The organism is Aliigemmobacter aestuarii (assembly GCF_004799285.1).
Lineage (GTDB): Bacteria > Pseudomonadota > Alphaproteobacteria > Rhodobacterales > Rhodobacteraceae > Aliigemmobacter > Aliigemmobacter aestuarii.
The window spans coordinates 100,170-122,120 of sequence record NZ_SSND01000002.1; the positions used below are offsets into that span (position 1 = coordinate 100,170).

A 21,951-nucleotide genomic window follows, 5' to 3' on the forward strand; every position below is an offset into this window, starting at 1 on the left:
TTACGCCTCCTTCGAGTTGGGGCCGGTGGTGGCTTCCGCAGCGGGCTTGCGCTCGTTGCGGAAGATCGAATTCGCAGCCTCGCTCTGCACTTTCCGGCTGCCCGGGCGGAAGGCGAAGCCCACCACACCCAGGAACAGGATCATCATGAACAGAAGCATCCAGCTGTCCGCGAACTGGCGGAGGAAGGAATAGGTTTCCATTCCGCCCCCCTTACCGGCCAGCGTCCGGCGTGAAGGTCGAGAAGTCGACCATCGTGCCAAGGACCTGCATGTAGGCGATGATCGCATCCATCTCGGTCAGCGCGGGCTGGCCGTCGAAGTTGCGGGTCTGCGCCCCCGGATAGCGTGCCAGAAGCCCCTCGGTATCCGCATCCGGATTGGCCTGCGCGAGGAAGTCCTCGACCGCCGCTTCCATCATCTCGTCGCTGTAGGGCACGCCGACAAGGCGGTGCGTCTTCATCGAGTCCTGGATGTAGCGGCCGTCGATCTCGGTCCGGCCAAGGAAGGCATACTTTGGCATCACCGATTCCGGCACCACCGACTGCGGATTGTTCAGGTGGTCGACGTGCCATTCATCCGAATAGCGGCCGCCCACCCGGGCCAGATCTGGGCCGGTGCGCTTCGATCCCCACTGGAAGGGATGGTCGTACATCGATTCCGCCGCCAGCGAGTAGTGGCCATAGCGTTCGACCTCGTCCCGCATCGGGCGGATCATCTGGCTGTGGCACACATAGCAGCCTTCGCGGATGTAGATGTCGCGACCGGCGAGTTCGAGCGGCGAGTAGGGCCGCACGCCCTCGACCTTTTCGATCGTGTTCTCCAGGTAGAACAGGGGCACGATCTGAACCAAACCACCGATCGTCACCACGAGGAAGCTGAGCACAAGGAGCAGCGTCGCGTGGGTTTCGATAGCCTTATGCTTGTCTAGAAGAGCCATCGTTTTCTCCGATCATTCAGCGGGGACGAAGTTGTTCGCGTTCACCGGGGCTTTCGCCGGCTGCGCACGAACGGTCATCCAAAGGTTGTAGGCCATGATGATGCCACCAAGCAGGTAGAGCACCCCGCCAAGACCGCGCACCACATACATCGGGAACTTCGCGCTCACCGTGTCGGCGAAGGCGTTCACGAGGAAGCCGTTGGCGTCGACTTCACGCCACATCAGGCCTTCCATGATGCCCGTCACCCACATCGCCGAAGCGTAGAGAACGATCCCGATCGTCGCGAGCCAGAAGTGCCAGCTGACCATCGACAGGCTGTAAAGCCGTTCGCGGTTCCACAGGCGCGGCACCAGGAAGTAGAGCGCGCCGAAGGTGATCATGCCGTTCCAGCCAAGGGCGCCGGAATGTACGTGGCCGATCGTCCAGTCGGTGTAGTGCGACAGCGAGTTCACCGCCTTGATCGACATCATCGGGCCTTCGAAGGTCGACATGCCGTAGAAGCCGATCGAAACCACCATCATCCGGATGATCGGATCGGTGCGCAGCTTGTCCCAGGCCCCTGACAGCGTCATCAGGCCGTTGATCATGCCACCCCAGGACGGCATCCACAGCATGATCGAGAAGGTCATGCCAAGGGTCGACGCCCAGTCAGGCAGCGCGGTGTAGTGCAGGTGGTGCGGACCGGCCCAGATGTACAGGAAGATCAGCGCCCAGAAGTGGATGATCGACAGCTTGTAGCTGAAGACCGGGCGTTCGGCCTGCTTGGGCACGAAGTAGTACATCATGCCCAGGAAGCCCGCGGTCAGGAAGAAGCCCACCGCATTGTGCCCGTACCACCACTGCACCATCGCATCCTGCACGCCCGAGAAGACCTGCACCGACTTGGAGCCGAAGACCGACACCGGGATGGACAGGTTGTTGAAGACGTGCAGCATCGCGATGGTCACGATGAAGGACAGGTAGAACCAGTTTGCCACATAGATGTGGGGTTCCTTGCGCTTGATGATCGTGCCCAGGAACACGGCCAGATAGACCAGCCAGACGATGGTCAGCCACCAGTCGACGTACCATTCCGGCTCGGCATATTCCTTCGACTGGGTCGCGCCCAGAAGATAGCCGGTGGCCGCCAGCACGATGACCAGCTGATAACCCCAGAACACGAACCACGCCGCGTTGCCGCCCCAGAGCCGCGCCGCGCTGGTGCGCTGCACGACGTAGAACGACGACATCAGAAGGGCGTTGCCGCCGAATGCGAAGATCACCGCACTGGTGTGCAGCGGCCGCAAGCGTCCGAAGTTCAGGTAGGGCTGTGCCCATTCGATGTTCAGCGCCGGAAAGGCCAGCTGGAAGGCGATGATCACCCCCACCAGAAAGCCCACGACCCCCCAGAAGGTGGTCGCGATGGCACCGGCCCGTACCACGCCATCGAGATATTCGTTGGCTGGGGCAGGCTTGCGATCGCCCATGGTGCGCAGCACGTAAAGGAAGGTGATCGCAGCCGCGATCATCACCGTCAGTGCATTGACCATGTAGGCAAGGTCGCGCGCATAATTGGCGGCAATCGCGGCGGCAACCGCGATCACGCCAAGCACGACCAGTTTGATGTAATCCCACATAATGCGTCCCTTCGTCTTGCGTCCCGGGTCGACTCAGACCTCGCCCGGGCACTTTTCGACTGTGGACGCTTTTGCCGCCCGCGGAATTGCATCGCCTTGATCCATGTCAATCTTTACTCCGGCGTGGGTTGATTAAGGTCAATGCACGGAATCCAAACAAGGAACATGGTGTTCCGGTCACTCGTCAGGAGGAAACAACGATGGCGTACAAGTCGATCCTAACCATCGCCACCGCTGCGGATCAGGTGGAGCCAGCCGTATCTGTTGCAGCCGCAATTGCGCGGGCCCATGACGGTCATCTTGATGTGCTGGCCCTTGGGGTGGACCGCACCCAGGTTGGCTATTCCTACATTGGCGGCGGTGCCGTGCTGCTTCAGGTCGGCATGGAACGGGCCGAAGCCGATGCCAAGGCCGTCGAGGCGTCGGTGCGCAGCGCGCTGGCCGCACAACCCGACGGGCTTCGCTCGTCGGTCGAAGGGGCCGTCGCCCAATTGGGCGGGCTGGCCGATCTGGTATCGTTGCGTGCGCGGTTCGCGGATCTCGTGGTCCTGCCACAGCCCTATGACGGCAAGCACGGCGCCGACGGCGAGGCGGTGGTCGAATCGGCCCTGTTCGAAGGCCAGGCCCCGGTGATGATCCTGCCGACCAACGCCAGCGCGGCCTACAAGCAGCCCGACCGGATCGTGATCGGCTGGAACCAGAGCCGCGAGGCGATGGTGGCGGTGCGCCGCGCCCTGCCGTTCCTGAAGCGTGCGAGCCTTGTGAACATCGCCGTCATCGACCCGCCGACGCATGGGCCGGAACGATCCGACCCCGGCGGTTCGCTGTGCCAGATGCTGGTGCGTCACGGCGTGAAGGCCGAGGTTTCGGTTCTGGCCAAGACGATGCCGCGCGTGTCCGACGTTCTGGCCCGCCACGTGGCCGACACCGGCGCGGATCTTCTGGTGATGGGGGCGTATGGCCATTCCCGCTTTACCGAGGCGATCCTGGGCGGCGCGACGCGCAACATGCTGGAAAAGGCCGAAGTGCCGCTGTTCATGGCGCACTGAAAAGACCGGCCAAGGACACCTGTCGCGGCGCGCGGCCCCACCCGGCGCGCCGCGTTCAGGCCCTATATCACCTGCACCGCCCCGGCATAGGCCGCGACGATATATTCGTCGGCATGGGCCGCAAGTGACGCGATCTCGCGCATCTGGTCTTCGGAAAGGAAGCCCTCTTCGGGGGCCGCAGCAATTGCGTTCAGCGTCCAGTCGCGTGCCTCGTCAAAGGCCGTCCGGCGGCCCGACTTTTCATAGGCATCCCGCCCCTGGCGGAGGAAAACCTTAGGCGACAGCTGGTCGCGGCAGGTCTGGATCGTGTGGGCGCTGTCCAGGAAATGCCCGCCGACACGGATCTGCATCATCTCGTCCCAGTTCAGCGCCTCGGTGTTCAGGGGCGGTTTCCGGACGAAGCGGCGCATCATCGCCCCCACCTCGTTGTCAAGGACGGCCTGCACCGGGCTGAAGACCGTGGCGCATTCCAGCTGCCCCACGCCCCCCAGGATATCGGCCCCTGAAAGGGCAACGGTCTGCGTGACCATCGCACGTTCGGCCATCGACTGATGGTCCACGTCCGGCGTGTCAGAACCCGACCCGTAGGTATGGGTCAGCATCCCGAAGCCCTCGCGCATCAGCTGCACCGCCATGTTCTTGGCCTGAAGACTTTCGACACAGGCCTGAAGCGCGCTGCCCGTCCGCATGTCGAGCGTGAACATCAGGGGCGTCGCGATCACCGGCACCCCCGGCGCCAGAAGATGCGCCATCACAGTCATGCCCACGATCTCGGCCGCGGCCATGATCGCCATAGACCCCACCGAAAGGGGCGCCGTTCCCCCTGACGAGGGCAACGAGCAGGCATGCAGCGGCACGCCATACTTGCCCGCCTCGATGATCACATGCGTATCCATGTACTTGAATTCGAGCGGGGTGAAGGAACAGGTGATCGCACTGGTGACCGGATTGGCGCGCAGCGCATCCTCGCCCCCGGCCGCGATGGCGGCGATCTTCATCAGGTATTCGACGTTTTCCCACTGGTAGGGCTGCATCCAGACGTGTTTCTGCGTCCGCGCGATCAAGCGGCCGAAACTGTGGATGTCGGCTGTCTTTTCCGGCACGCCATGCACGAAGGGATGGGCGATGAACCCCACCTCGTCCAGCGTGTTGGCCACGGCCGCGATCTCGCTCACCGCGTCCAGATCCATGTTGCGATAGCGCGTGTCGCGCGGGTCCACATAGCCGTGCGCCCCGGTTCCGGTCCGCATCACGAAACCGCCGTCTGCCCGCGGCAGGTCGATGTCGAAGCGCGGCAACCTTCCGCCAAGGCGTGCCTTGCGCGGCGTGGCCGCCATCGCCTCGGCGATCAGTTCGCGCGGAAACCGCAAACGGTTGGCGTCCCTGCCCTCGCGTGCGCCGGCCTTCAGGAATGCCTCGCGCGCACCCGGATGCAGGATCACCACGCCGTATTCCGAAAGAAGCTGGATCACCCGTTCCTTCAGGAACTCCACCTCGGCGCCGGTCAAGAACCCGAATCGCGCGCGTCCGAAACCCGGCTCCTCCTGCCGGAAGGCGTTTGCGCTGTGGGATTGACGCGCCACACGGGCGCGTTTCTGCGTGCGGTCTGCGGGTTTGTCGTCCATCGGTCCCTGCCCATGACAAAAGGGTTCAAATGGGCACACACCGTTTAGGCTGACTGCCTGCCGACTTCAGCTTGCCGAAGTGTGAGGTCGGACCGCCGATTCCGTCAAGGGCATCGGCAAGGGCATCGGCGGGGCCGGTCAGCTCACCATGCCGCCGTCGCTGTCGTCCCCGGCTTCCTCGATCAGCCGGTCGAAATCGGGGATCGTGACGTGGCGCTTGCCTTCCAGATGGATCACGCCGTCGCGCCGCAGGGCGCTGATCTGGCGGCTGACGGTTTCCAGCGTCAGGCCAAGATAGTCGGCCATCTCCTCGCGTGTCAGCGGCAGGTCAAAGGTGATCTGCCCCTTGGCCGCGCGCAGCTTCAGCGTGGCGTCGCGGCGGGCGATGATGGCGATCAGGCTTGCGATCTTCTCGCGCGCGGTCTTGCGGCCCAGAAGAAGCATCCATTCCCGCGCCGCATCGAGTTCATCCAGCGTCATTTCCAGAAGGCGCTGGCCGATGTGCGGGGTGCGCAGCATCAGGTCCTCGAACGGCTTCTTGCGGAAACAGCACATCACGAGGTCGGTCGTGGCGGTCACGTCATAGGCGGCATTGTCGCGACCCGGACGACCGACGAAATCCGACGGCAGCAGCAGCCCGACCATCTGGCGGCGCCCGTCTTCCATGGTCTGGGTCAGCGTGGCAATCCCCGTCACGACGCTGGCGACGTAATCCATCCGGTCACCCGACCAGATGACGGTCTGCCCCGCCTGATAGGACCGGTAATACTTGATCTGCTCAAGGCGTTCCAGTTCGTCGGTCTCGCAGCGCGCACAAACCGCACGGTGGCGGATAGGGCAGGAACTGCACTCTTGATGAACCAATTGTGCGTCATGGAGTGCCATTAATACGTCCTGTTTGATCTGCATCAATGATGAATCTTACCTTACACTTTATGCGGGCGAAATGAACACTCAATCGCACCTCGCCCGACTGGGCCTGTTTGACGCACGTGTGCCCCGCTACACGAGCTATCCCACGGCGCCGCACTTCGGGCCCGATGTGGGCCCCGCGCAGTTCACGGCGTGGGTCGATGCGATTCCGGCAGGTTCGTCAATATCCCTTTACCTGCATGTGCCGTTCTGCCGCAGACTGTGCTGGTTCTGCGCCTGCCGCACGCAGGGCACGTCGAGCGACGAACCGGTTCGCGCCTATGTCGAAGTGCTGAAGCAGGAAATCGCCCTTCTGAAGGCGCATCTGGCGCCGGGCGTGCATCTGTCGCGGTTGCACTGGGGCGGCGGCACGCCCACGCTTCTGAAGCCCGACATGATCCGCGACCTTGCCGATACGGTGTTCGAGGCCGTGCCGATGGGCGAGGGTGCCGAATTCTCGGTCGAGATCGACCCGGACGAGGTGGATGCCGAACGGCTTGACGCTCTGGCCGCGGCGGGAATGAATCGCGCCTCCATCGGGGTGCAGGATTTCGACCCCGAGATCCAGAAGACCATCGGCCGGATCCAGAGCTATGAATTGACCAAGCGCGTCGCGGACATGATCCGCGACCGGGGCGTGCGCAGCCTGAATGCCGATATCCTTTACGGCCTGCCCCACCAGACCCGCGAACGCATCGCGGATTCGGTGCAGAAACTGCTTACCCTGTCGCCCGACCGCGTAGCGCTTTACGGCTATGCCCATGTGCCGTGGATGAGCCGCCGCCAGCAGATGATTCCCTCGGATGCGATCCCGACCCCGCAGGAACGCCTGGGGCTGTTCGAGACGGCAGCGCAGCTTTTCGAATGGGACGGCTATCAGGCGATCGGGATCGACCATTTCGCCCGGCCCGACGACGGCATGGCGGTGGCGCAGCGCGCAGGCCTTCTGCGCCGCAATTTCCAGGGCTACACCGACGATCAGGCGCCCGCGCTTGTCGGGCTTGGCGCGTCTTCGATTTCGCGCTTCCCGCAGGGATTTGCCCAGAATGCCAGCGCGACCTCGGCCTATACCAAGGCGATCCAGGCTGGCGCGTTCTCGACCCACCGGGGCCATGTCTTTGCCGGCGAAGACCTGCTGCGCGCCCGGATCATCGAGGCGCTGATGTGCGACTTCGAGGTCAGCACGGCGGAACTGATCCACGATTATGGCGTCAGCGAAGCCAGGCTGGACGCGCTGTTCGCCCCTGCCATTTTCACTTTCGAGGGGATGGTGGAACGCACCGCGAAGGGGCTTCTGATCCGCCCCGAAGGCCGCCCGCTGACCCGGATGATCGCACGCGCCTTCGACGCCTACGACCAGACCAAGGCGCAACACTCGGCCGCGATCTAGCCGGCCTTGGGCGCGAAGCTTTCGACGAATTCCACCATGCGCGGCAGGCAGACGCCGCGCAGGTCGTAGTTTTCCACGATGGTCCGGCGCGCGGCCTGCCGCAGGTCGTCGAACCGGTCGGGCCGCGCCAGCCCCTTGATCAGCATCTTCGACCATCCCTCGACGTCGAAAAAGTCGACCAGCCTGCCGTTGACCCCGTCCTGGATCAGTTCGCGCACCGGGGCCGTGTCGGACCCGATCACGCAGCAGCCCGCGCTCATCGCCTCGAGCATCGACCAGGACAGGACGAACGGATAGGTCAGATAGGCGTGGACACGGCTGACCTGCATCATCGACACGAAGGTCGGATAGGGCACCTTGCCCATGAAATGCACGCGGCTCAGGTCCAGCCGCCCCTCCACCTCGGACAGGAAGATGTCCTTCCAGGTCCGGCCCTCGGGCGCGGGCCGGCCATAGCTGACATCGTCGCCGCCCACGATCACCACCTGCGCCTCGGGCCGGTCGGCCAGAACGCGCGGCAGCGCCCGGATGAAGGTGTGATAGCCCCGGTAGGGTTCCAGGTTGCGGTTGACGAAGGTCAGCACCTCGTCACCGGCGCGCAGCACCCGGCCATTCGGCAGGGTCAGGCTGGCGGAAGGATCGGGACGGACCAGATCGGTATCGACCCCGTCGAAGATCACCGTGATCCGGTCGCGCAGCACCGGCGGATAGGTCGAGGCCTGCCACTCTGTCGGCGACAACCCCGCATCGGCATGGATCAGCGCCTGGCCCAGATGCGCCGTGCGCCCCTGCGCGATCATCACCTGATCGAACGAGGGCTTGTCGAATTCAGGATCAAAGCCCACGTCCGCGCCCCGCCCCTTGTAATAGAACTCGGCATAGACGATCAGCTTCGCCTCGGGCCAGACTTCCTTGAGAAACAGGGTTTCGCCCCAACCGGAATGGCCGAAGATCACATCGGGCACATAGCCCTTTTCGCGCATCTGAAGGGCGGCGCGGGCCACCGTCACGCCCCGGTCGCTCATCTGCGTGTAGTTGCGCCCCAGACGGCAGGCCGCAGGGTCGGGCGCGGGCGACGAATGGCGGTATTTCAACACCGGGATGGCCGAGGCGCGGTTGTTCGCGGCATCGGTCAGCGCCAGGCATTCATGCCCGCGCTTCTGCATCTCGGGGGCCAGATGCAGGAACTGTCCGGGAAAGTTCTGGTGCACGAACAGGATTTTCATCGGATCGCCTTCACTCGCTACAGGGTCGGGGACGGCGCCGCCACCTTGCCGGTTTCCGCGTCCGCGTGGCCCCCGGAGACGCCGAAGGCCGCGGCCATCAGCGTGCGTGTATAGTCGGTCTGCGGATGGTCGAACACCGCGCTGCCCTCGCCCGCCTCGACGATGTCGCCCGCGCGCATCACCACCACCTTGTGCGACAATGCGCGGACGACCCGCAGGTCGTGGCTGATGAACAGATAGGCCAACCCCCACTTGCGCTGCAAAGCACGCAGAAGATCGACGATCTGCACCTGCACCGTCATGTCCAGCGCGCTGGTCGGTTCGTCCAGCACCACCAGTTTCGGGCGCAGGATCATGGCGCGGGCAATGGCGATGCGCTGGCGCTGACCGCCCGAGAATTCGTGCGGATAGCGGCCCATCATCGCCGGGTCCAGCCCGACCTCGGTCATGATGTCGGCGACCATCTGGCGGCGGTCGCGGCCCGGTTCCACCCCGTGCACGCCCAGACCCTCGGCGATGATCTGTTCCACCGTCATGCGTGGCGACAGGCTGCCATAGGGGTCCTGAAAGACGATCTGCATGTCGCGCCGCAGGGCGCGCATCTGGCCCGCGCGCCAGCCCTGAACGTTCTGCCCCATGAAGACGACCGGCCCCTCTGACGAAATGAGCCGCATGATCGCCAGCGCAAGCGTCGTCTTGCCCGATCCGCTTTCGCCGACGATCCCCAGCGTCTCGCCCGCGCGGACCGATATGCTGGCCTCGTTAACCGCCTTCACATGGCCGACGGTGCGGCGCAAAAAGCCGCGCTGGATCGGGAACCAGACGCGCAACCCTTCGGTGCGCACCAGTTCGTTGGCGCCTTCCGGCACCGGATCGGGCCGGCCCTTCGGTTCGGCGGCCAGCAGTTTCTGCGTGTAGGGGTGCTGCGGATTGGCAAAGATCTCGGCCGCGGGGCCCTGTTCGACGATCTCGCCGTCCTTCATCACGCAGACCCGGTCGGCGATGCGACGGACAACGCCAAGGTCATGGGTGATGAACAGAAGGCTGAGGCCCTCGCGCGCCTTCAGTTCCGCCAGCAGGTCAAGGATCTGCGCCTGGATGGTCACGTCCAGTGCCGTGGTGGGTTCGTCGGCGACCAGCAGCTCGGGCCCGTTGGCCAGCGCCATGGCGATCATCACCCTTTGCCGCTGCCCGCCCGAAAGCTGGTGCGGATAGGCCCCGAGCCGGCTTTCGGCGTCACGGATGCCGACCTTTTCCAGAAGGTCCAGCACCCGCGCCCGCGCCGCCTCGCCCGACAGGCCCTGATGCAACGCGAGGCTTTCGGTCAACTGCCGCTCGATCGTGTGCAGCGGGTTGAGCGATGTCATCGGCTCCTGGAAGATGAAGCTGATGTCATTCCCGCGCACGCGGCGCAGGTCCGCCTCGGGCGCGCCCACCATCTGCGTGCCGCTGTAGGTGATCGATCCCGAAACCTCGGCGCTGTCGGGCAGAAGCGCCACGGTCGACAATGCGGTGACCGACTTGCCCGATCCGCTTTCCCCCACCAGCGCCACGGTTTCGCCCTTGCCCACGGAGAAGGACACATCGCGCACCGCATGGATGATCCGCCCGTCCTGACGGAAGCGCACGTTCAGCTTCTGGACGTCAAGCACGGTCATCGGAAGGTCTTTCGCGGGTCGAAGGCATCGCGCACGCCTTCAAAGATGAAGACCAGAAGGGACAGCATCAGCGCGAAGGTGAAGAAGGCGGTGAAGGCCAGCCAGGGCGCCTGCAGGTTCTGTTTCGCCTGCTGGGTCAGCTCTCCCAGCGAGGGGGCCGAGGACGGCAGGCCAAAGCCCAGGAAATCCAGCGCGGCCAGGCTGCCGATGGTGCCGGTGACGATGAAGGGCAGCATGGTCAGCGTGGCCACCATCGCATTGGGCAGGACATGGCGGAACATGATCACGCGGTCGCTGACGCCAAGCGCGCGGGCGGCGCGGACATATTCAAAGTTCCGCGCGCGCAGGAATTCCGCCCGCACCACCCCCACCAGCGCCGTCCAGCCGAACAGCGTCATCAGGATGACCAGCAGCCAGAAATCCATCTGCCAGATCGCGGCCACGATGATGATGATGTAAAGGCTTGGGGTGGCCCCCCAAAGCTCGATCACGCGCTGGAAGATCAGGTCGGTCAACCCGCCGAAATAGCCCTGCACGGCCCCCGCCGCGATGCCGATCACCGATGTGGTAAGCGTGACGATCAGCGCGAAGGCCACCGACAGGCGGAAGCCATAGATCACCCGCGCCAGCACGTCGCGCGCGGTGTCGTCGGTGCCCAGCCAGTGCCGCGCGTCCGGTGCCGAAGGGGCGGCCCCGCCGATGTCGTTGATCGTGTTGTAGCTGTAGGGAATGGGCGGCCACAGGATCCACCCCGCCTGAACCGTCTCGCCCCCCGCGGTGCCAAGGCTGCGCGCCTCTTCCAGCACGCCTTCGGGATCGTCCCAGCAGGCCTCGGACCCGGCGGCGACGATCAGGCACTGCACCTCGGGGTCGCGATAGGCGGCCTCGGTCCGGAAATCCCCGCCAAAGGCGGTTTCGGGATAGAACTGGAAGATGGGCGTATAGAATTCGCCCTTGTGCCGGATCAGAAGCGGCTTGTCATTGGCCAGCAGCTCGGCGAACAGCGACAGGCCGAACAGCACGAGGAAAATCCACAGCGACCAGAAGGCGCGGCGGTTGGCCTTGAAGTTGCGCCAGCGGCGCTGATTGAGCGGGGAAAGCGCCATAGCCTAGCCCCGTCTTTCGAAATCGATGCGCGGGTCGATCCAGACATACATCAGGTCCGACAGGATCCCCACGACCAGCCCCATCAGGCCAAAGACGAAAAGCGTGCCGAAGACCACCGGATAATCCCGCGCCACCGCCGCCTCGAACCCCAGCCGTCCCAGACCATCCAGCGAGAAGATCGTCTCGATGATCAGGCTGCCGCCGAAAAAGACGGAAACGAACACCGCCGGAAAGCCCGCGATCACGATCAGCATGGCGTTGCGGAAGACATGGCCGTAAAGCACCGCACCCTCCGACAGGCCCTTCGCGCGGGCGGTCATCACATACTGCTTCTTGATCTCGTCCAGAAAGCTGTTCTTGGTCAGAAGCGTCAGCGTGGCAAAGCTGGAGATGGTCGAGGCCAGCACCGGCAGGGCGATATGCCACAGGTAATCGGCGATCTTGCCGAAGAACGAAAGCTGATCCCAGTTGTCCGAGGTCAGGCCGCGCAGCGGAAACCACTGGAAATAGGACCCGCCGGCAAAGACCACCAGCAACAGGATGGCAAAGAGGAAGCCGGGGATCGCATAGCCCACGATGATCGCGCCCGATGTCCAGGTGTCAAAGGGCGTGCCGTCGCGCACCGCCTTGCGGATTCCCAGCGGGATCGACACCAGATAGGCGATCAGCGTGGACCACAGCCCGAGGCTGATCGACACCGGCATCTTTTCCAGCACCAGTTCCAGAACGCCGATCGACCGGAAATAGCTCTGCCCGAAATCGAAGGTCAGGTAGTTGCCCATCATGATGAAGAACCGCTCCACCATCGGGATCGGTTCCTTGACGCATTCGGGCACAGCCGTCGTGGGGCGGCCGGTATAGCCCGGCTCGCAGACGATGCGGGCAAAGCCGAACTGCGCTTCGAGCTGGTCGATGAATTCCGGCGGCAGGCCCCGCGCGCCGATATAGTCGCTGCTTCCGCCCGCGCCCTGATCCTCGACCCCGGCATCGCCGCTGCCTGCGATGGTCTGGAACGCGTCGCCGCCGCCTTCCAGCCGGGCAAGAACCTGTTCCACAGGCCCCCCCGGCACGAACTGCGTGAGGAAGAAGTTTATCATCATGATCCCGACAAGCGTCGGAATCACAAGGATCAACCGTCGTAGGATATAGGCGCCCATCCGGCCTGCCTGCCCCCTGCCCTTATCGTTATCTGAGAGCGCCCGCTGCTTTCAGCGCCTCGGCCTTTTCGGCGTTGTACCACCAGAAATCGAGTTCGCCCAGAGCATAGGGCGGCAGGGTTTCGGGATGTTCATACATGTCGAAATAGGCGACGGTATGGGTGTTCTTGTACCACTGCGGCACCCAGAAGCGTTCCGCCCGCAAAACCCGGTCAAGCGCCTTCGTGGCGTCCGTCAGCTCGTCGTTGCTTTGCGCGGCCAGAACCACGTCGATCAGCCGGTCGACCGCTGCGGATTTCAGGCCCATCCGGTTGAACACGGACTGATCCGCCGTTTCCGACCCGTAATACTGCTTGAGTTCCGAGCCCGAGATGTAGCCGGACCGCGCGTTGCCGGTGATGATGTCGAAATTGTAATCCGGGTTGCGCGTGCGCTGTTCCATCTGCGCATCGTCCACGCGGGTCATGAAGGCATCCACACCAAGGGCGCGCAGGTTTTCGACATAGGGGTTGATGATCCGGTCGAATTGCTGGTTGTCGTTCAGGAATTCGACCTTCAGCGTCTCGCCCTTGTCGTTACGGCGCAGCCCGTCATTGCCCACGGCCCAGCCCGCCTCGTCAAGCAGGGCCGAGGCGCGGCGCAGGTTGCCCCGGTCAAGCTGGCGTTCGCCCGAGGAGGGCGCCATCACCGCCTCGTCGGTCAGGATCGAGGCCGGCAGAAGCCCCTCGTCCACCAGCGGCTGAAGGATCGCCGTCTCTTCCGGGCCGGGCGCGCCCGTCGCGGCCAGCCACGAGTTTTCCCAGACCGAATGGATGCGCGCATAAAGCCCGTAGAACAGCGTCGCGTTCGACCATTCGAAGTTGAACATCAGCCCCAGTGCCTCGCGCACACGCGGGTCCTGGAATTTTTCGCGCCGAAGGTTGAACAGGAACGCCTGCCCGTTCGCCTTGTTGCCGTCGGGCAGTTCGGCCTTGCGGATGTGACCTGCCTGCATGGCCGGGAAATCGTAGGAGGTGGCCCAGCCCTTCGACGAGTTTTCCTGGCGGAACGTATAGGCCCCGGCCTTGAAGGCCTCGAAGGCCGCGTTCGAATCCGCGAAATACTCGATGCGGATCGTGTCGAAGTTTGACCGCCCGCGGTTGATCGGCAGATCGTTGCCCCAGTAATCGGGATTGCGGCGGTAGACGACGGTGCGCCCCGTCTCCATCCGGTCGAACACATAGGGGCCGGTCCCGATGTAGGGGGTCAGGGTCGACTCTTCGAGGTCCAGCCCGGCCTCGATATACTGCTTCTTCGACAGGACGGGCAGGCCGCCCATGTCCATCGGCAGGTCGCGCTTGGGGAAATCGGCCTTGAAGGTGAACTTGATGCGATGCGGGTCCAGCACCTCGACCTTCTCGACCTGCTGACCCAGCACGGTGCGGAAATCGCTCAAGCCCTTCTCGCGGAAGGTTTCGTAGGAAAACAGAACATCCTCGGCCGTCATCGGCGTGCCGTCCGAAAACCGCACCTCGGGACGCAGGTTGAAGATCACCCAGGACCGGTCCTCGGGGTATTCCATCGTGCTGCACAGCAGGCAGTAGGCCGATCCGATCTCGTCCGCGACGCCGGTCAGGATGGATTCGTGCATCACCGTCGACAATGCCGCGCCGCGCCCCTTGACCGAATAGGGGTTCATGCTGTCGAAGCCGCCAAAGGCCCATTGCGAAATCTCGCCACCCTTGGGCGCATCGGGATTGACGTAATCGAGATGCGCGAAATCGGCGGGATATTTCAGTTCGCCGAAGGTCGAGATCCCGTGCGAGGTGATGACCGTTTCGGCCCGGGCCGCCATCGCGCCCGCCGCCATTGCCAGGACCAGCGCGCCGGCCGCAAGCCAGCCCCGCCGGTGATCGGGTTTCGGTTCTGCAAGGGCCTGCGTGCGATTGCGCGTTGCGGTCATGCTCTCTCCCCTTTTGACGGGTCGGCACGACGGGCCGCCCTTTCCTGTCATGTTAAAGCGCGTTTCGCGCCAGTCTCAAGTTGCGAATCCGTGAGCAAAGGCCGGAATTCCCGGTGAAAACGAAACGGGCCGCCCCAAAGGGACGGCCCGCGTTCCGCGCGATGCGGACAGGATCAGTTCTGCGTCGCCAGCCAGGCGATCAGGTTCGCCCGGTCTTCCGACTTCGGCAGCCCGGCAAAGGACATCTTGTTGCCCGGCGCATATCCCTTGGGGTTTTCCAGGAAGGCGTAGAGGTTTTCCGGCGTCCAGGTGTCGCCGCTCATCGCCGCAAGCGCGTCGGAATAGCCGAAGCCCGCCGACGAAGCCTTGGCACGGTTCACCACGCCGTTCAGGTGCGGGCCGGTGCCATCGTTGCCGTCCACCTTGTGGCAGGCCTTACACTTGGCGAACACCTTTTCGCCGGCCGCTGCATCGCCCGCCGCAAGCACTGCGGCGACGTCAACGACTTCCTCGGCCTCGGTTTCCGTGGCTTCGCCCGCGCCGGTGTCGATGACGTAGGACTGTTCGGCACCTTCGCCGTGGCCACCGCCGGTCGAATACAGGCCATCGGCCGCCCAGCCGACGAGAAGGAAAACCAAAAGCGACCCGCAAAGGGCGCCGATGGTCTTGGTCATAGTCATCGTGTCGAACATGTCGCGTCCCATTCTGGCATATGGCTCGCGCGCTTCTACCCGCTTCCCCGCACCGGTTTCAAGGTGTAGTAGCGCGACCAATCGCCCGAGGGGGCGCCTTTTTCGACCGGAGGGCCACAGGAATGGCAGAACGAATCGCTTTCCAGGGGGAACTCGGGGCCTATTCGCACCAGGCCTGCCGCCAGGCGCGCCCCGATATGGAACCCGTGCCCTGCCGCACCTTCGAAGACGCGATCGAGATGTGCCGCACAGGCGAGGTCGCGCTGGCGATGCTTCCGGTGGAAAACTCGACCTACGGGCGGGTGCCCGACATTCACGCCCTGCTGCCCGGTTCGGGGCTGCGGATCGTCGACGAAACCTTCGTGCGCGTGCACATCAGCCTTTTGGGCGTGCCGGGCGCGAAACTGTCCGACATCCGCCAGGCGATGAGCCACATGGTCCTGCTGGGGCAGTGCCGCGGCTTTCTGCGCGAACACGGCATTTCCCCGGTGACGGGCGCGGATACGGCGGGTTCGGCGCTGCAGGTCGCGCGCGAGGGCGACAAGACGATGGGGGCGCTGGCATCAGAACTGGCGGGCGAGATCTACGGGCTTGATGTCCTGGCCAGCGAGATCGAGGACAACAAGACCAACACCACGCGGTTCCTTGTAATCTCGCCCCGGATCGACCTGACCCGTCGGGGTTCGGGCAAGATGATCACCACTTTCACCTTCCGCGTCCGCAACATCCCTGCCGCGCTTTACAAGGCGCTTGGCGGCTTTGCGACGAACGGGGTGAACATGACCAAGCTGGAAAGCTACATGGTCGGCGACAGCTTCATGGCCACCGAGTTCTATGCGGATATCGAAGGCCACCCCGAGGATGCCAACGTTGCGCTGGCGCTGGAAGAGTTGCGGTATTTCACCACCTCGCTGGATATCCTCGGCGTCTATCCGCAGGACCGCGGCCGGGGCTGACAGCCCTCAGGCGCGGCGGGTCGCCGCAAGCCTGCCCTCGATGTCCTTGCAGAAGGCCGTGACGCGCGCCTGATAGCGGCGGTCCATCTTGGCCTTGGCCAGTTTCAGCGACTGGATCACAAGCCGCGCCCCCAGCGTCTTGGGCTTGATCTCGGTGCTGATGTTCACGCGCGTCCGGCGCGGGGAAAGCTCCAGCAGGTCGATCACCATCGTTCCGTTCACGGGCTTCGAATCCCCCGCGAAGGCCAGTCGCGCCGGCTTGTCCATCTCGGTCAGTCGGATCGCAAGGGCGCGATCCTTGCCGCGAAAGCGGAACCGGACGTTCCAGCCCATGCCCGGCCCGGTTTTCGTCTGCTTGTCCGATCGCGAAACCTCGGCGCCGCGCCGCATTCCTGCCCGTTCCCAGTAATCAAAATCCGCCAGCGCGGCGAACACGGCATCAATGGGGGCTTCGATGTCTTCACGGGTACTGAACTTCATCACTTGCCTCAACTGCCTCGGGCTTCTTGGTTGGCCGCATTAGGCCCTCAATCCAGCCGGTCCGCAAGCCAGTTGGCAACAAGTTCATGGGCGATCGCCCCTTTGCGGGGCGCGCGGACGCGCGGATGTCGCCCGGCCACAACAGCGGCCATATCCTCGCGGCTGAGCCACAGCGCATCCTCAAGCTCCTCGGGGTCAAGCCGGATCTCCTCGGCCTCTGCCTCGGCATGGCAGCCGATCATCAGCGAGGCCGGGAAGGGCCAGGGCTGGCTGGCCAGGACCCTGACCGCCCGCACCGGAATGCCGGTTTCCTCGAAAACCTCGCGGCGCACGGCCGCCTCGACCGTCTCGCCCGGCTCGACGAACCCCGCCAGCGTGGAATACATCCCCTCGGGCCAGCCGGGCGACCGCCCCAGAAGCAGCCGGTTGCCCCGCGTGACAAGCATGATAACCACCGGATCGGTGCGCGGGAAATGCTGCGCGGCACAGGTCGGGCAGGACCTTTGCCATCCCCCCGCCGCCAGGTCCGACGGGGCGCCGCAGGCGGCACAATACCGGTGGCTGCGGTGCCAGTGCAGCAACGCCTTCGCCGTGGCGGCAATCTCTGCCTCCAGCGGGGAAAGCCGGATCATCACGGCGCGGAGTTCGGTGTAGCCGTGGCTGTCGTCCAGCGCGGGATGACGTTGCACCGACGGGTCAAGAAACCCCGCCTCGACCGCCTCGGCGCCTGCCTCGGGGGACCAGTCGGACGTGTCGGCGGCAAACAGCCCCTTGCCCGCATCGTCCAGACCCAGAAAGACGGGTGGCGCCGCGCCGTGCAGGACGGGGCTGCCCGCCCGCACCCAGCCAAGCGCGTCGCGTGGCGCATCGACCATCGGCTTGCCGCGCCAGACCGGCAGCACCCTGCCCTCTGACAGCATCCCTGACAGCAATGCCCCGTCCTTGCGCAGATGCGCCGCACGGACCAAACCGCCGCCCGCAAAGGCCATGCTGTCAAGCGCGATCATCCCGAAACCCATCCTGCATTGCCGTCCCGCGCCTTCTTCGCACGGGCCGCAGGCGGCGGCAACGGCCCGCGCCGTGGCGGCAGGGCAACGGTTTTCACAACCCTTGCGATATCGAGTGGCGCCCGCATCGTCCATTGCTAGAATCGCGAAAGACGAGTGGCATGCGTGGTTGCGATTGCGGGGTAGACATCTGAACGGTTCCGACGGCTTGGCAAGTTTGAGGGTGATCGCGACGACTGACATTCACGTCAATCTGTTGCCCTACGACTATTTCAACGATCGCCCGACGGCGGGAACCGCCTCGCTTGCGGCCCTGTCGCGGCTTGTCGCGGAAGCGCGCGCCGGGGCGGGCGCATCGGTTCTTCTGGACAATGGCGATTTCCTGCAGGGCAATCCGATGGGTGAGACTGGCCGGGCACACCCGGCACGCGCCCCTCATCCGGCGATCCTGGCCATGAACCATCTGGGCTATGACGCCACCGGCCTTGGAAACCATGAATTCAACTATGGCCTTCCCTTCCTCAGGTGGGCGCTTTCGCATGCGCGGTTTCCGGCCGTTGCCTCCAACCTGCGGCTGATCGCGGCGGGCGGGATGGCAGCCCCCCGCGGCGGCCGCCCGTTCTTTCGCCGCTTCGTCCTTCTGGAACGTCCGCTGTCGCCGGTCCTGCCGCCGGTCAGGATCGGCGTGATCGGCTTCACCCCGCCGCAGATCCTGCAATGGGACCGCCGCCACCTGAACGGCCGTCTGGCCGCCGATGACATCCTCGACACGGCGCCCGCAGCCATCGCCGAAGCGCGGCAGGCCGGGGCCGAAATCGTCATCGCGCTGTGTCATTCGGGGATCGCTCCGCTGGACACCCTTTATCACCCCGAGGCGGCCGCGGCGCATCTGGCGCTTGTGCCGGGGCTGGATGCGGTGATCTGCGGGCACAGCCACCGGCTGTTTCCCGTCCGGTCGGGCCCTGCGGAGCCGGGCGTGGATCATGCCCGCGCCACGCTTGGCGATGTGCCCGCCGTGATGCCGGGCGCGAACGCCTCGCACCTGGGCATCATCGACCTTGACCTCGTGCATGAGGGTGGCACCTGGCGGCGTGTCGGCCACCGGGTGACGCTTCGCCCCGCCCCTGCCGGGGTGGATGCGGGGTTGGCAAGCATCCTGGATCCTGCGCACCGACGAACGCTGCGGGTCATCCGCCGTAAGGTGGGCCGGACCGACGCCCCGCTTCATTCCCATTTCGCGCTTCTGGGCCGGTCCACCGCCCTGTCGCTGGTCGCCGAAGCGCAGGCCCGCGCCGCGCACCTTGCGCTTGCGGCGGCCGGACGACCCGCGCATCTGCCGCTTCTGTCGTCCATCGCGCCGTTCAAGGCCGGGGGCAACGGCGGACCGGACCATTTCACCGACATCCCCGCCGGAAACCTTCACCTGTCGCATGCCGCGGACCTTTACCTTTTCCCCAATGAACTGGCGATCATCGAAATTGACGGCGCGGGCTTGCGCGACTGGCTGGAACATGCGGCCTCGGTCTTTGCGCGCGTTTCTGCGGGCGGCGATCCGGCAGCCCTGATCAACCCGGACTTTCCCGGCTACAACTCTGACATGATCCACGGGCTGGACTGCACGATCGACCTATCCGTGCCCCCACGGCACGACCGGGCGGGGGCGCTGATCGACAGGGCGGCCCGTCGTGTCGTCAGCCTCAGCCATGCCGGGCGCGAGGTCGGGCGCGACGACAGGTTCCTTCTGGCCACGAACAGCTATCGCGTGTCGGGGTCGGGCGGATATCTGGCCGGACGGATGCCGCAGCCTGTCGACATCGGCAGGATCACACTTCGCGCCGCAATCATCGACCACCTGCAGCGGCAAAGCCCCGTCCGCCCCCGCCCCGGTCCGGGCTTTCGTCTGATCGCGTCCGAAGGGGGTGCCGCGATCCTGCGGACCGCCCCCGCCGCCCTGCGCCATCTTGACGAGATCGCTGATTACCGGCCTCGGCCGCTTCCGCCCGATGCCGAGGGTTATCTGCCGCTTGTCCTGACCTTCGGCTGACCTTTCACATTCCCGGCCGCTGCCCTAATGTGCCGCGGCAACCCGCAGGCGACAGCACAAGGATGGCCGGATGTTCGAGGCCGTGATCTTCGATCTGGACGGAACCCTGATCGACACCGAGGCACAGGCGATCACCGCCGGAAACGCGGCCTTCGCGGCCTTGGGCGTGGCCGATCCGGGAAACATCTTTCACCGTCTCGTCGGCACCGACCAGCCCACCGGGCGCAGGATCCTTGAGGCAGAATTTCCGGGGCTGGACGTGCAGCGCCTGACATCGCTCTGGAACGAGGCCTTTCTGGACCTGATCGCACAAGACCTTCCGCTGAAGCCGGGCGTGACCGAACTTCTGGACCGGCTGGACCGGCCCAAGGCTGTCTGCACCTCGTCCGGACAGGTCGAGGCTCACCGCAAGCTGCGGCTGGCGGGGCTTGATCACCACTTTCCGGTGGTCACGACGCTTGCCTGCGTGACCCGGCCCAAGCCGGATCCCGAACCCTATGTGCTGACCGCGCACAGACTGGGCGTGACGCCCGCACGCTGCGTCGTCTTCGAGGACAGCGAACCGGGCGCGGCGGCGGCCTTCACGGCGGGCTGCACCGTGGTGCATGTCCCCGATGTGATGGCGGCAAGCGGAAAGAACGCACATCTGGTGGCCCCCACGCTTCTGGACGGGGCGCGGCGGATCGGCCTGATCTGACCTCTCAGAGAGCCAGCACAGAGCGCGGATCCAGAAGAAAGGGCGCGATGATCCCGCAAGTATCGGCCAGCGGCAGCAGGCTGTCGGGTACATCAAGCCCGATCACCTCGCGCATGAAGCCCTGACGCAGGGCGCATCGCGCGGCGACATCGGGAAAGCAGGCGGCCAGATCGGCGCGCAGGTCCGCATCGGCGATCACATAGCCGTCTTCCATCCGGGTGGACCCGTAGACCGGGTTCGACGGGATCACGTCGCATTGCATCGCCATCCCCGACCGGATCGGCAGGCCGGAACCTTCGAAGATCGGCGAAGACACCCATTCATCCAGCCCGATCAGGTGGCCAGGGTTCAGCGTCACGGCGAAGCGGTCGAAGGGAAGCACCCCGCGCATCGCGGCCCATATCTCGCCCCCGCTGACGCCGGGGCGCATCAGCCCGCACCAGACCGACATCGCCTCAAGATAGGGGCTGGCGAAGACCTCGGCATAGTCGGCGGCGGGCCGGGGCAGGTCGTCGGGGCCGGAGGCCACCCAACCCGCCCGGCAGATGTTCGCGCCCCAGTGGCAGATGTTGAACGACAAGGGCTGCCCGCGCCTCAGGCGTTGCCCGGTGGGGCCGGAAAGCCCCTGATCGGCCCGCGCCCCGGTGGCAAAGGTCGGATGACAACCAAGCGGCAGGCCCCCGATCCGCGCCGCCTCCAGCGCCTCGAAATCGCTCTGCCCCTCGCGGAAGGCGAAGACCATCCGCCGCAGCGCCGTGGCCGCCATGTGATTGGCGAATTCAAGCCGCGCTATTTCGGTGACATCCACCGTCGCGCGCAACCCGTGACCGGGATGCTGGAACAGGTCGGTGGCATTTTCCACCCGCCCCGCGACCCGCCGCAGCGGATCGGCAATGAAGGCGGGCAGATCCAGCGCAAGCGCAGGATCCGGCATCTCTGCGGCCTCGAACCATTTCCAGCCGACCGCCCCCACCTTGCCCGCAATCGGCACCGCCCCGGCCAGCCAGTCGGCAAGCGTCCGTCCGCCCCGCGGCTGCGACGGCAGCGAGAACGAGGCGCAATGCCCCACCCGGATCAGCCCCGCCGCGACAAGCGGCGACACCCCCGTGTAGGGCAGACATTCGTTTCCGGCCAGCAGAAGCGCATCATCGGGCGTGACGATCAGCAACGCCTCCTCGAAGCGCGGATCGAACCCCGTGGCCCAGTGAAGGTTCGCCGCATGCTCGCGATCGCCATAGATCACCAGCGCATCGTATCCGCGCCCCGCCATCGCCCCGCGCAGGCGGGACAGCCGCGCCTCCATCGTGGAAAGGCCGGGCAGGCGCGGCAGATCGGGCGCGCCGAAATCGGGCCAGTCGATGCGGATCAGGCGGCTTGTCATGCGGTTGTTCCCCGGCTCGGGTGGAGTCTAGCGCGGCCCGATACGGCGCGCCAGCCACCACCGCTTGCGAATCC

The 21,951-nt window shown here is 65.1% G+C and carries 19 protein-coding genes; 5 read left to right on the top strand and 14 right to left on the bottom strand.

Translation table 11 applies throughout. From position 1 onward, the window contains the following. From E7811_RS09330 to ccoN, 3 genes are read right to left on the bottom strand one after another with little or no spacing between them, the layout of a single operon-like run. A complete protein-coding gene (locus E7811_RS09330; protein WP_136394373.1) occupies positions 1-201 on the bottom strand; it encodes a cbb3-type cytochrome c oxidase subunit 3 in 201 nt (66 codons plus the stop codon). 10 nt (positions 202-211) lie between these two features. Beyond that, positions 212-937, bottom strand: coding sequence for a cytochrome-c oxidase, cbb3-type subunit II (gene ccoO / locus E7811_RS09335; protein ID WP_136394374.1), 726 nt, complete (start codon positions 935-937; stop codon positions 212-214). Positions 938-949: 12 nt separating this feature from the next. Continuing rightward, entirely contained in the window at positions 950-2,554 is a 1,605-nt protein-coding gene (gene ccoN, locus E7811_RS09340) for a cytochrome-c oxidase, cbb3-type subunit I (protein WP_136394375.1), read from the bottom strand. 200 nt (positions 2,555-2,754) lie between these two features. Here ccoN and E7811_RS09345 point away from each other — a divergent pair, with 200 nt between their 5' ends. Next, positions 2,755-3,603 carry a universal stress protein gene (locus E7811_RS09345; RefSeq protein WP_136394376.1) on the top strand — a complete coding sequence of 283 codons (849 nt, stop codon included), beginning with the start codon at positions 2,755-2,757 and terminating at the stop codon, positions 3,601-3,603. Between the two features lie 62 nt (positions 3,604-3,665). Here the strand turns inward: E7811_RS09345 and E7811_RS09350 are convergent, their stop codons facing one another. Together E7811_RS09350 and fnrL are read right to left on the bottom strand one after the other, a co-directional pair. Further along, positions 3,666-5,228 (bottom strand): trimethylamine methyltransferase family protein, encoded by a 1,563-nt coding sequence (locus tag E7811_RS09350; protein ID WP_136394377.1) that lies wholly within the window; start codon positions 5,226-5,228, stop codon positions 3,666-3,668. Positions 5,229-5,366: 138 nt separating this feature from the next. Next, the gene (fnrL, locus tag E7811_RS09355; protein WP_136394378.1) at positions 5,367-6,113 is read right to left on the bottom strand and encodes a transcriptional regulator FnrL; all 747 of its coding nucleotides are present in this window, start codon (positions 6,111-6,113) and stop codon (positions 5,367-5,369) included. 61 nt (positions 6,114-6,174) lie between these two features. Here fnrL and hemN point away from each other — a divergent pair, with 61 nt between their 5' ends. Further along, complete coding sequence (gene hemN / locus E7811_RS09360; RefSeq protein ID WP_136394379.1) at positions 6,175-7,530, top strand: oxygen-independent coproporphyrinogen III oxidase; 1,356 nt, start codon at positions 6,175-6,177, stop codon at positions 7,528-7,530. Here the strand turns inward: hemN and E7811_RS09365 are convergent. The 6 genes from E7811_RS09365 to E7811_RS09390 all read right to left on the bottom strand — a co-directional run bounded on the left by E7811_RS09365 (position 7,527) and on the right by E7811_RS09390 (position 15,312). Then, on the bottom strand, positions 7,527-8,756 hold the full coding sequence (locus E7811_RS09365; RefSeq protein ID WP_136394380.1) for a glycosyltransferase family 4 protein: 1,230 nt from the start codon (positions 8,754-8,756) through the stop codon (positions 7,527-7,529). The genes hemN and E7811_RS09365 overlap by 4 nt on opposite strands. 17 nt (positions 8,757-8,773) lie before the next feature. Then, entirely contained in the window at positions 8,774-10,414 is a 1,641-nt protein-coding gene (locus E7811_RS09370) for an ABC transporter ATP-binding protein (protein WP_136394381.1), read from the bottom strand. Next, the gene (locus tag E7811_RS09375; protein WP_136394382.1) at positions 10,411-11,520 is read right to left on the bottom strand and encodes an ABC transporter permease; all 1,110 of its coding nucleotides are present in this window, start codon (positions 11,518-11,520) and stop codon (positions 10,411-10,413) included. Before E7811_RS09375 ends, E7811_RS09370 begins: the two co-directional genes overlap by 4 nt. Before the next feature lie 3 nt (positions 11,521-11,523). Next, positions 11,524-12,678, bottom strand: a complete 1,155-nt coding sequence (locus E7811_RS09380; protein ID WP_136394383.1) for a microcin C ABC transporter permease YejB — start codon at positions 12,676-12,678, stop codon at positions 11,524-11,526. A gap of 28 nt (positions 12,679-12,706) precedes the next feature. Next, the gene (locus E7811_RS09385; protein WP_394345613.1) at positions 12,707-14,620 is read right to left on the bottom strand and encodes an extracellular solute-binding protein; all 1,914 of its coding nucleotides are present in this window, start codon (positions 14,618-14,620) and stop codon (positions 12,707-12,709) included. Positions 14,621-14,793: 173 nt separating this feature from the next. Then, positions 14,794-15,312: a c-type cytochrome gene (locus tag E7811_RS09390; protein WP_136394722.1), complete on the bottom strand. Its 519-nt coding sequence runs from the start codon at positions 15,310-15,312 to the stop codon at positions 14,794-14,796. A gap of 122 nt (positions 15,313-15,434) precedes the next feature. On the opposite strand from E7811_RS09390, the gene E7811_RS09395 reads away from it, so the two are divergent. After that, a complete protein-coding gene (locus E7811_RS09395; RefSeq protein ID WP_136394385.1) occupies positions 15,435-16,268 on the top strand; it encodes a prephenate dehydratase in 834 nt (277 codons plus the stop codon). 6 nt (positions 16,269-16,274) lie between these two features. Here the strand turns inward: E7811_RS09395 and E7811_RS09400 are convergent, their stop codons facing one another. Both E7811_RS09400 and nudC read right to left on the bottom strand, forming a co-directional pair. Beyond that, the gene (locus E7811_RS09400) at positions 16,275-16,748 is read right to left on the bottom strand and encodes an SRPBCC family protein (RefSeq protein ID WP_136394386.1); all 474 of its coding nucleotides are present in this window, start codon (positions 16,746-16,748) and stop codon (positions 16,275-16,277) included. Positions 16,749-16,795: 47 nt separating this feature from the next. Continuing rightward, on the bottom strand, positions 16,796-17,755 hold the full coding sequence (gene nudC, locus E7811_RS09405; protein WP_136394387.1) for an NAD(+) diphosphatase: 960 nt from the start codon (positions 17,753-17,755) through the stop codon (positions 16,796-16,798). 223 nt (positions 17,756-17,978) lie between these two features. Here nudC and E7811_RS09410 point away from each other — a divergent pair, with 223 nt between their 5' ends. Both E7811_RS09410 and E7811_RS09415 read left to right on the top strand, forming a co-directional pair. After that, positions 17,979-19,799 carry a 5'-nucleotidase C-terminal domain-containing protein gene (locus E7811_RS09410; protein WP_168732979.1) on the top strand — a complete coding sequence of 607 codons (1,821 nt, stop codon included), beginning with the start codon at positions 17,979-17,981 and terminating at the stop codon, positions 19,797-19,799. Positions 19,800-19,869: 70 nt separating this feature from the next. Beyond that, positions 19,870-20,496, top strand: a complete 627-nt coding sequence (locus E7811_RS09415) for an HAD family hydrolase (protein ID WP_136394389.1) — start codon at positions 19,870-19,872, stop codon at positions 20,494-20,496. A 4-nt stretch (positions 20,497-20,500) separates the two neighbouring features. Here the strand turns inward: E7811_RS09415 and E7811_RS09420 are convergent, their stop codons facing one another. Then, positions 20,501-21,877 (bottom strand): aminopeptidase P family N-terminal domain-containing protein, encoded by a 1,377-nt coding sequence (locus E7811_RS09420; protein ID WP_136394390.1) that lies wholly within the window; start codon positions 21,875-21,877, stop codon positions 20,501-20,503. Positions 21,878-21,951 lie beyond the last annotated feature (74 nt).

Coding starts and splice junctions, on each gene's coding strand:
- E7811_RS09330 (WP_136394373.1), bottom strand. CDS start 201: ATGGAAACCTATTCCTTCCTCCGCCAGTTCGCGGACAGCTGGATGCTT.
- ccoO (WP_136394374.1), bottom strand. CDS start 937: ATGGCTCTTCTAGACAAGCATAAGGCTATCGAAACCCACGCGACGCTG.
- ccoN (WP_136394375.1), bottom strand. CDS start 2,554: ATGTGGGATTACATCAAACTGGTCGTGCTTGGCGTGATCGCGGTTGCC.
- E7811_RS09345 (WP_136394376.1), top strand. CDS start 2,755: ATGGCGTACAAGTCGATCCTAACCATCGCCACCGCTGCGGATCAGGTG.
- E7811_RS09350 (WP_136394377.1), bottom strand. CDS start 5,228: ATGGACGACAAACCCGCAGACCGCACGCAGAAACGCGCCCGTGTGGCG.
- fnrL (WP_136394378.1), bottom strand. CDS start 6,113: ATGGCACTCCATGACGCACAATTGGTTCATCAAGAGTGCAGTTCCTGC.
- hemN (WP_136394379.1), top strand. CDS start 6,175: ATGAACACTCAATCGCACCTCGCCCGACTGGGCCTGTTTGACGCACGT.
- E7811_RS09365 (WP_136394380.1), bottom strand. CDS start 8,756: ATGAAAATCCTGTTCGTGCACCAGAACTTTCCCGGACAGTTCCTGCAT.
- E7811_RS09370 (WP_136394381.1), bottom strand. CDS start 10,414: ATGACCGTGCTTGACGTCCAGAAGCTGAACGTGCGCTTCCGTCAGGAC.
- E7811_RS09375 (WP_136394382.1), bottom strand. CDS start 11,520: ATGGCGCTTTCCCCGCTCAATCAGCGCCGCTGGCGCAACTTCAAGGCC.
- E7811_RS09380 (WP_136394383.1), bottom strand. CDS start 12,678: ATGGGCGCCTATATCCTACGACGGTTGATCCTTGTGATTCCGACGCTT.
- E7811_RS09385 (WP_394345613.1), bottom strand. CDS start 14,620: ATGACCGCAACGCGCAATCGCACGCAGGCCCTTGCAGAACCGAAACCC.
- E7811_RS09390 (WP_136394722.1), bottom strand. CDS start 15,312: ATGTTCGACACGATGACTATGACCAAGACCATCGGCGCCCTTTGCGGG.
- E7811_RS09395 (WP_136394385.1), top strand. CDS start 15,435: ATGGCAGAACGAATCGCTTTCCAGGGGGAACTCGGGGCCTATTCGCAC.
- E7811_RS09400 (WP_136394386.1), bottom strand. CDS start 16,748: ATGAAGTTCAGTACCCGTGAAGACATCGAAGCCCCCATTGATGCCGTG.
- nudC (WP_136394387.1), bottom strand. CDS start 17,755: ATGATCGCGCTTGACAGCATGGCCTTTGCGGGCGGCGGTTTGGTCCGT.
- E7811_RS09415 (WP_136394389.1), top strand. CDS start 19,870: ATGTTCGAGGCCGTGATCTTCGATCTGGACGGAACCCTGATCGACACC.
- E7811_RS09420 (WP_136394390.1), bottom strand. CDS start 21,877: ATGACAAGCCGCCTGATCCGCATCGACTGGCCCGATTTCGGCGCGCCC.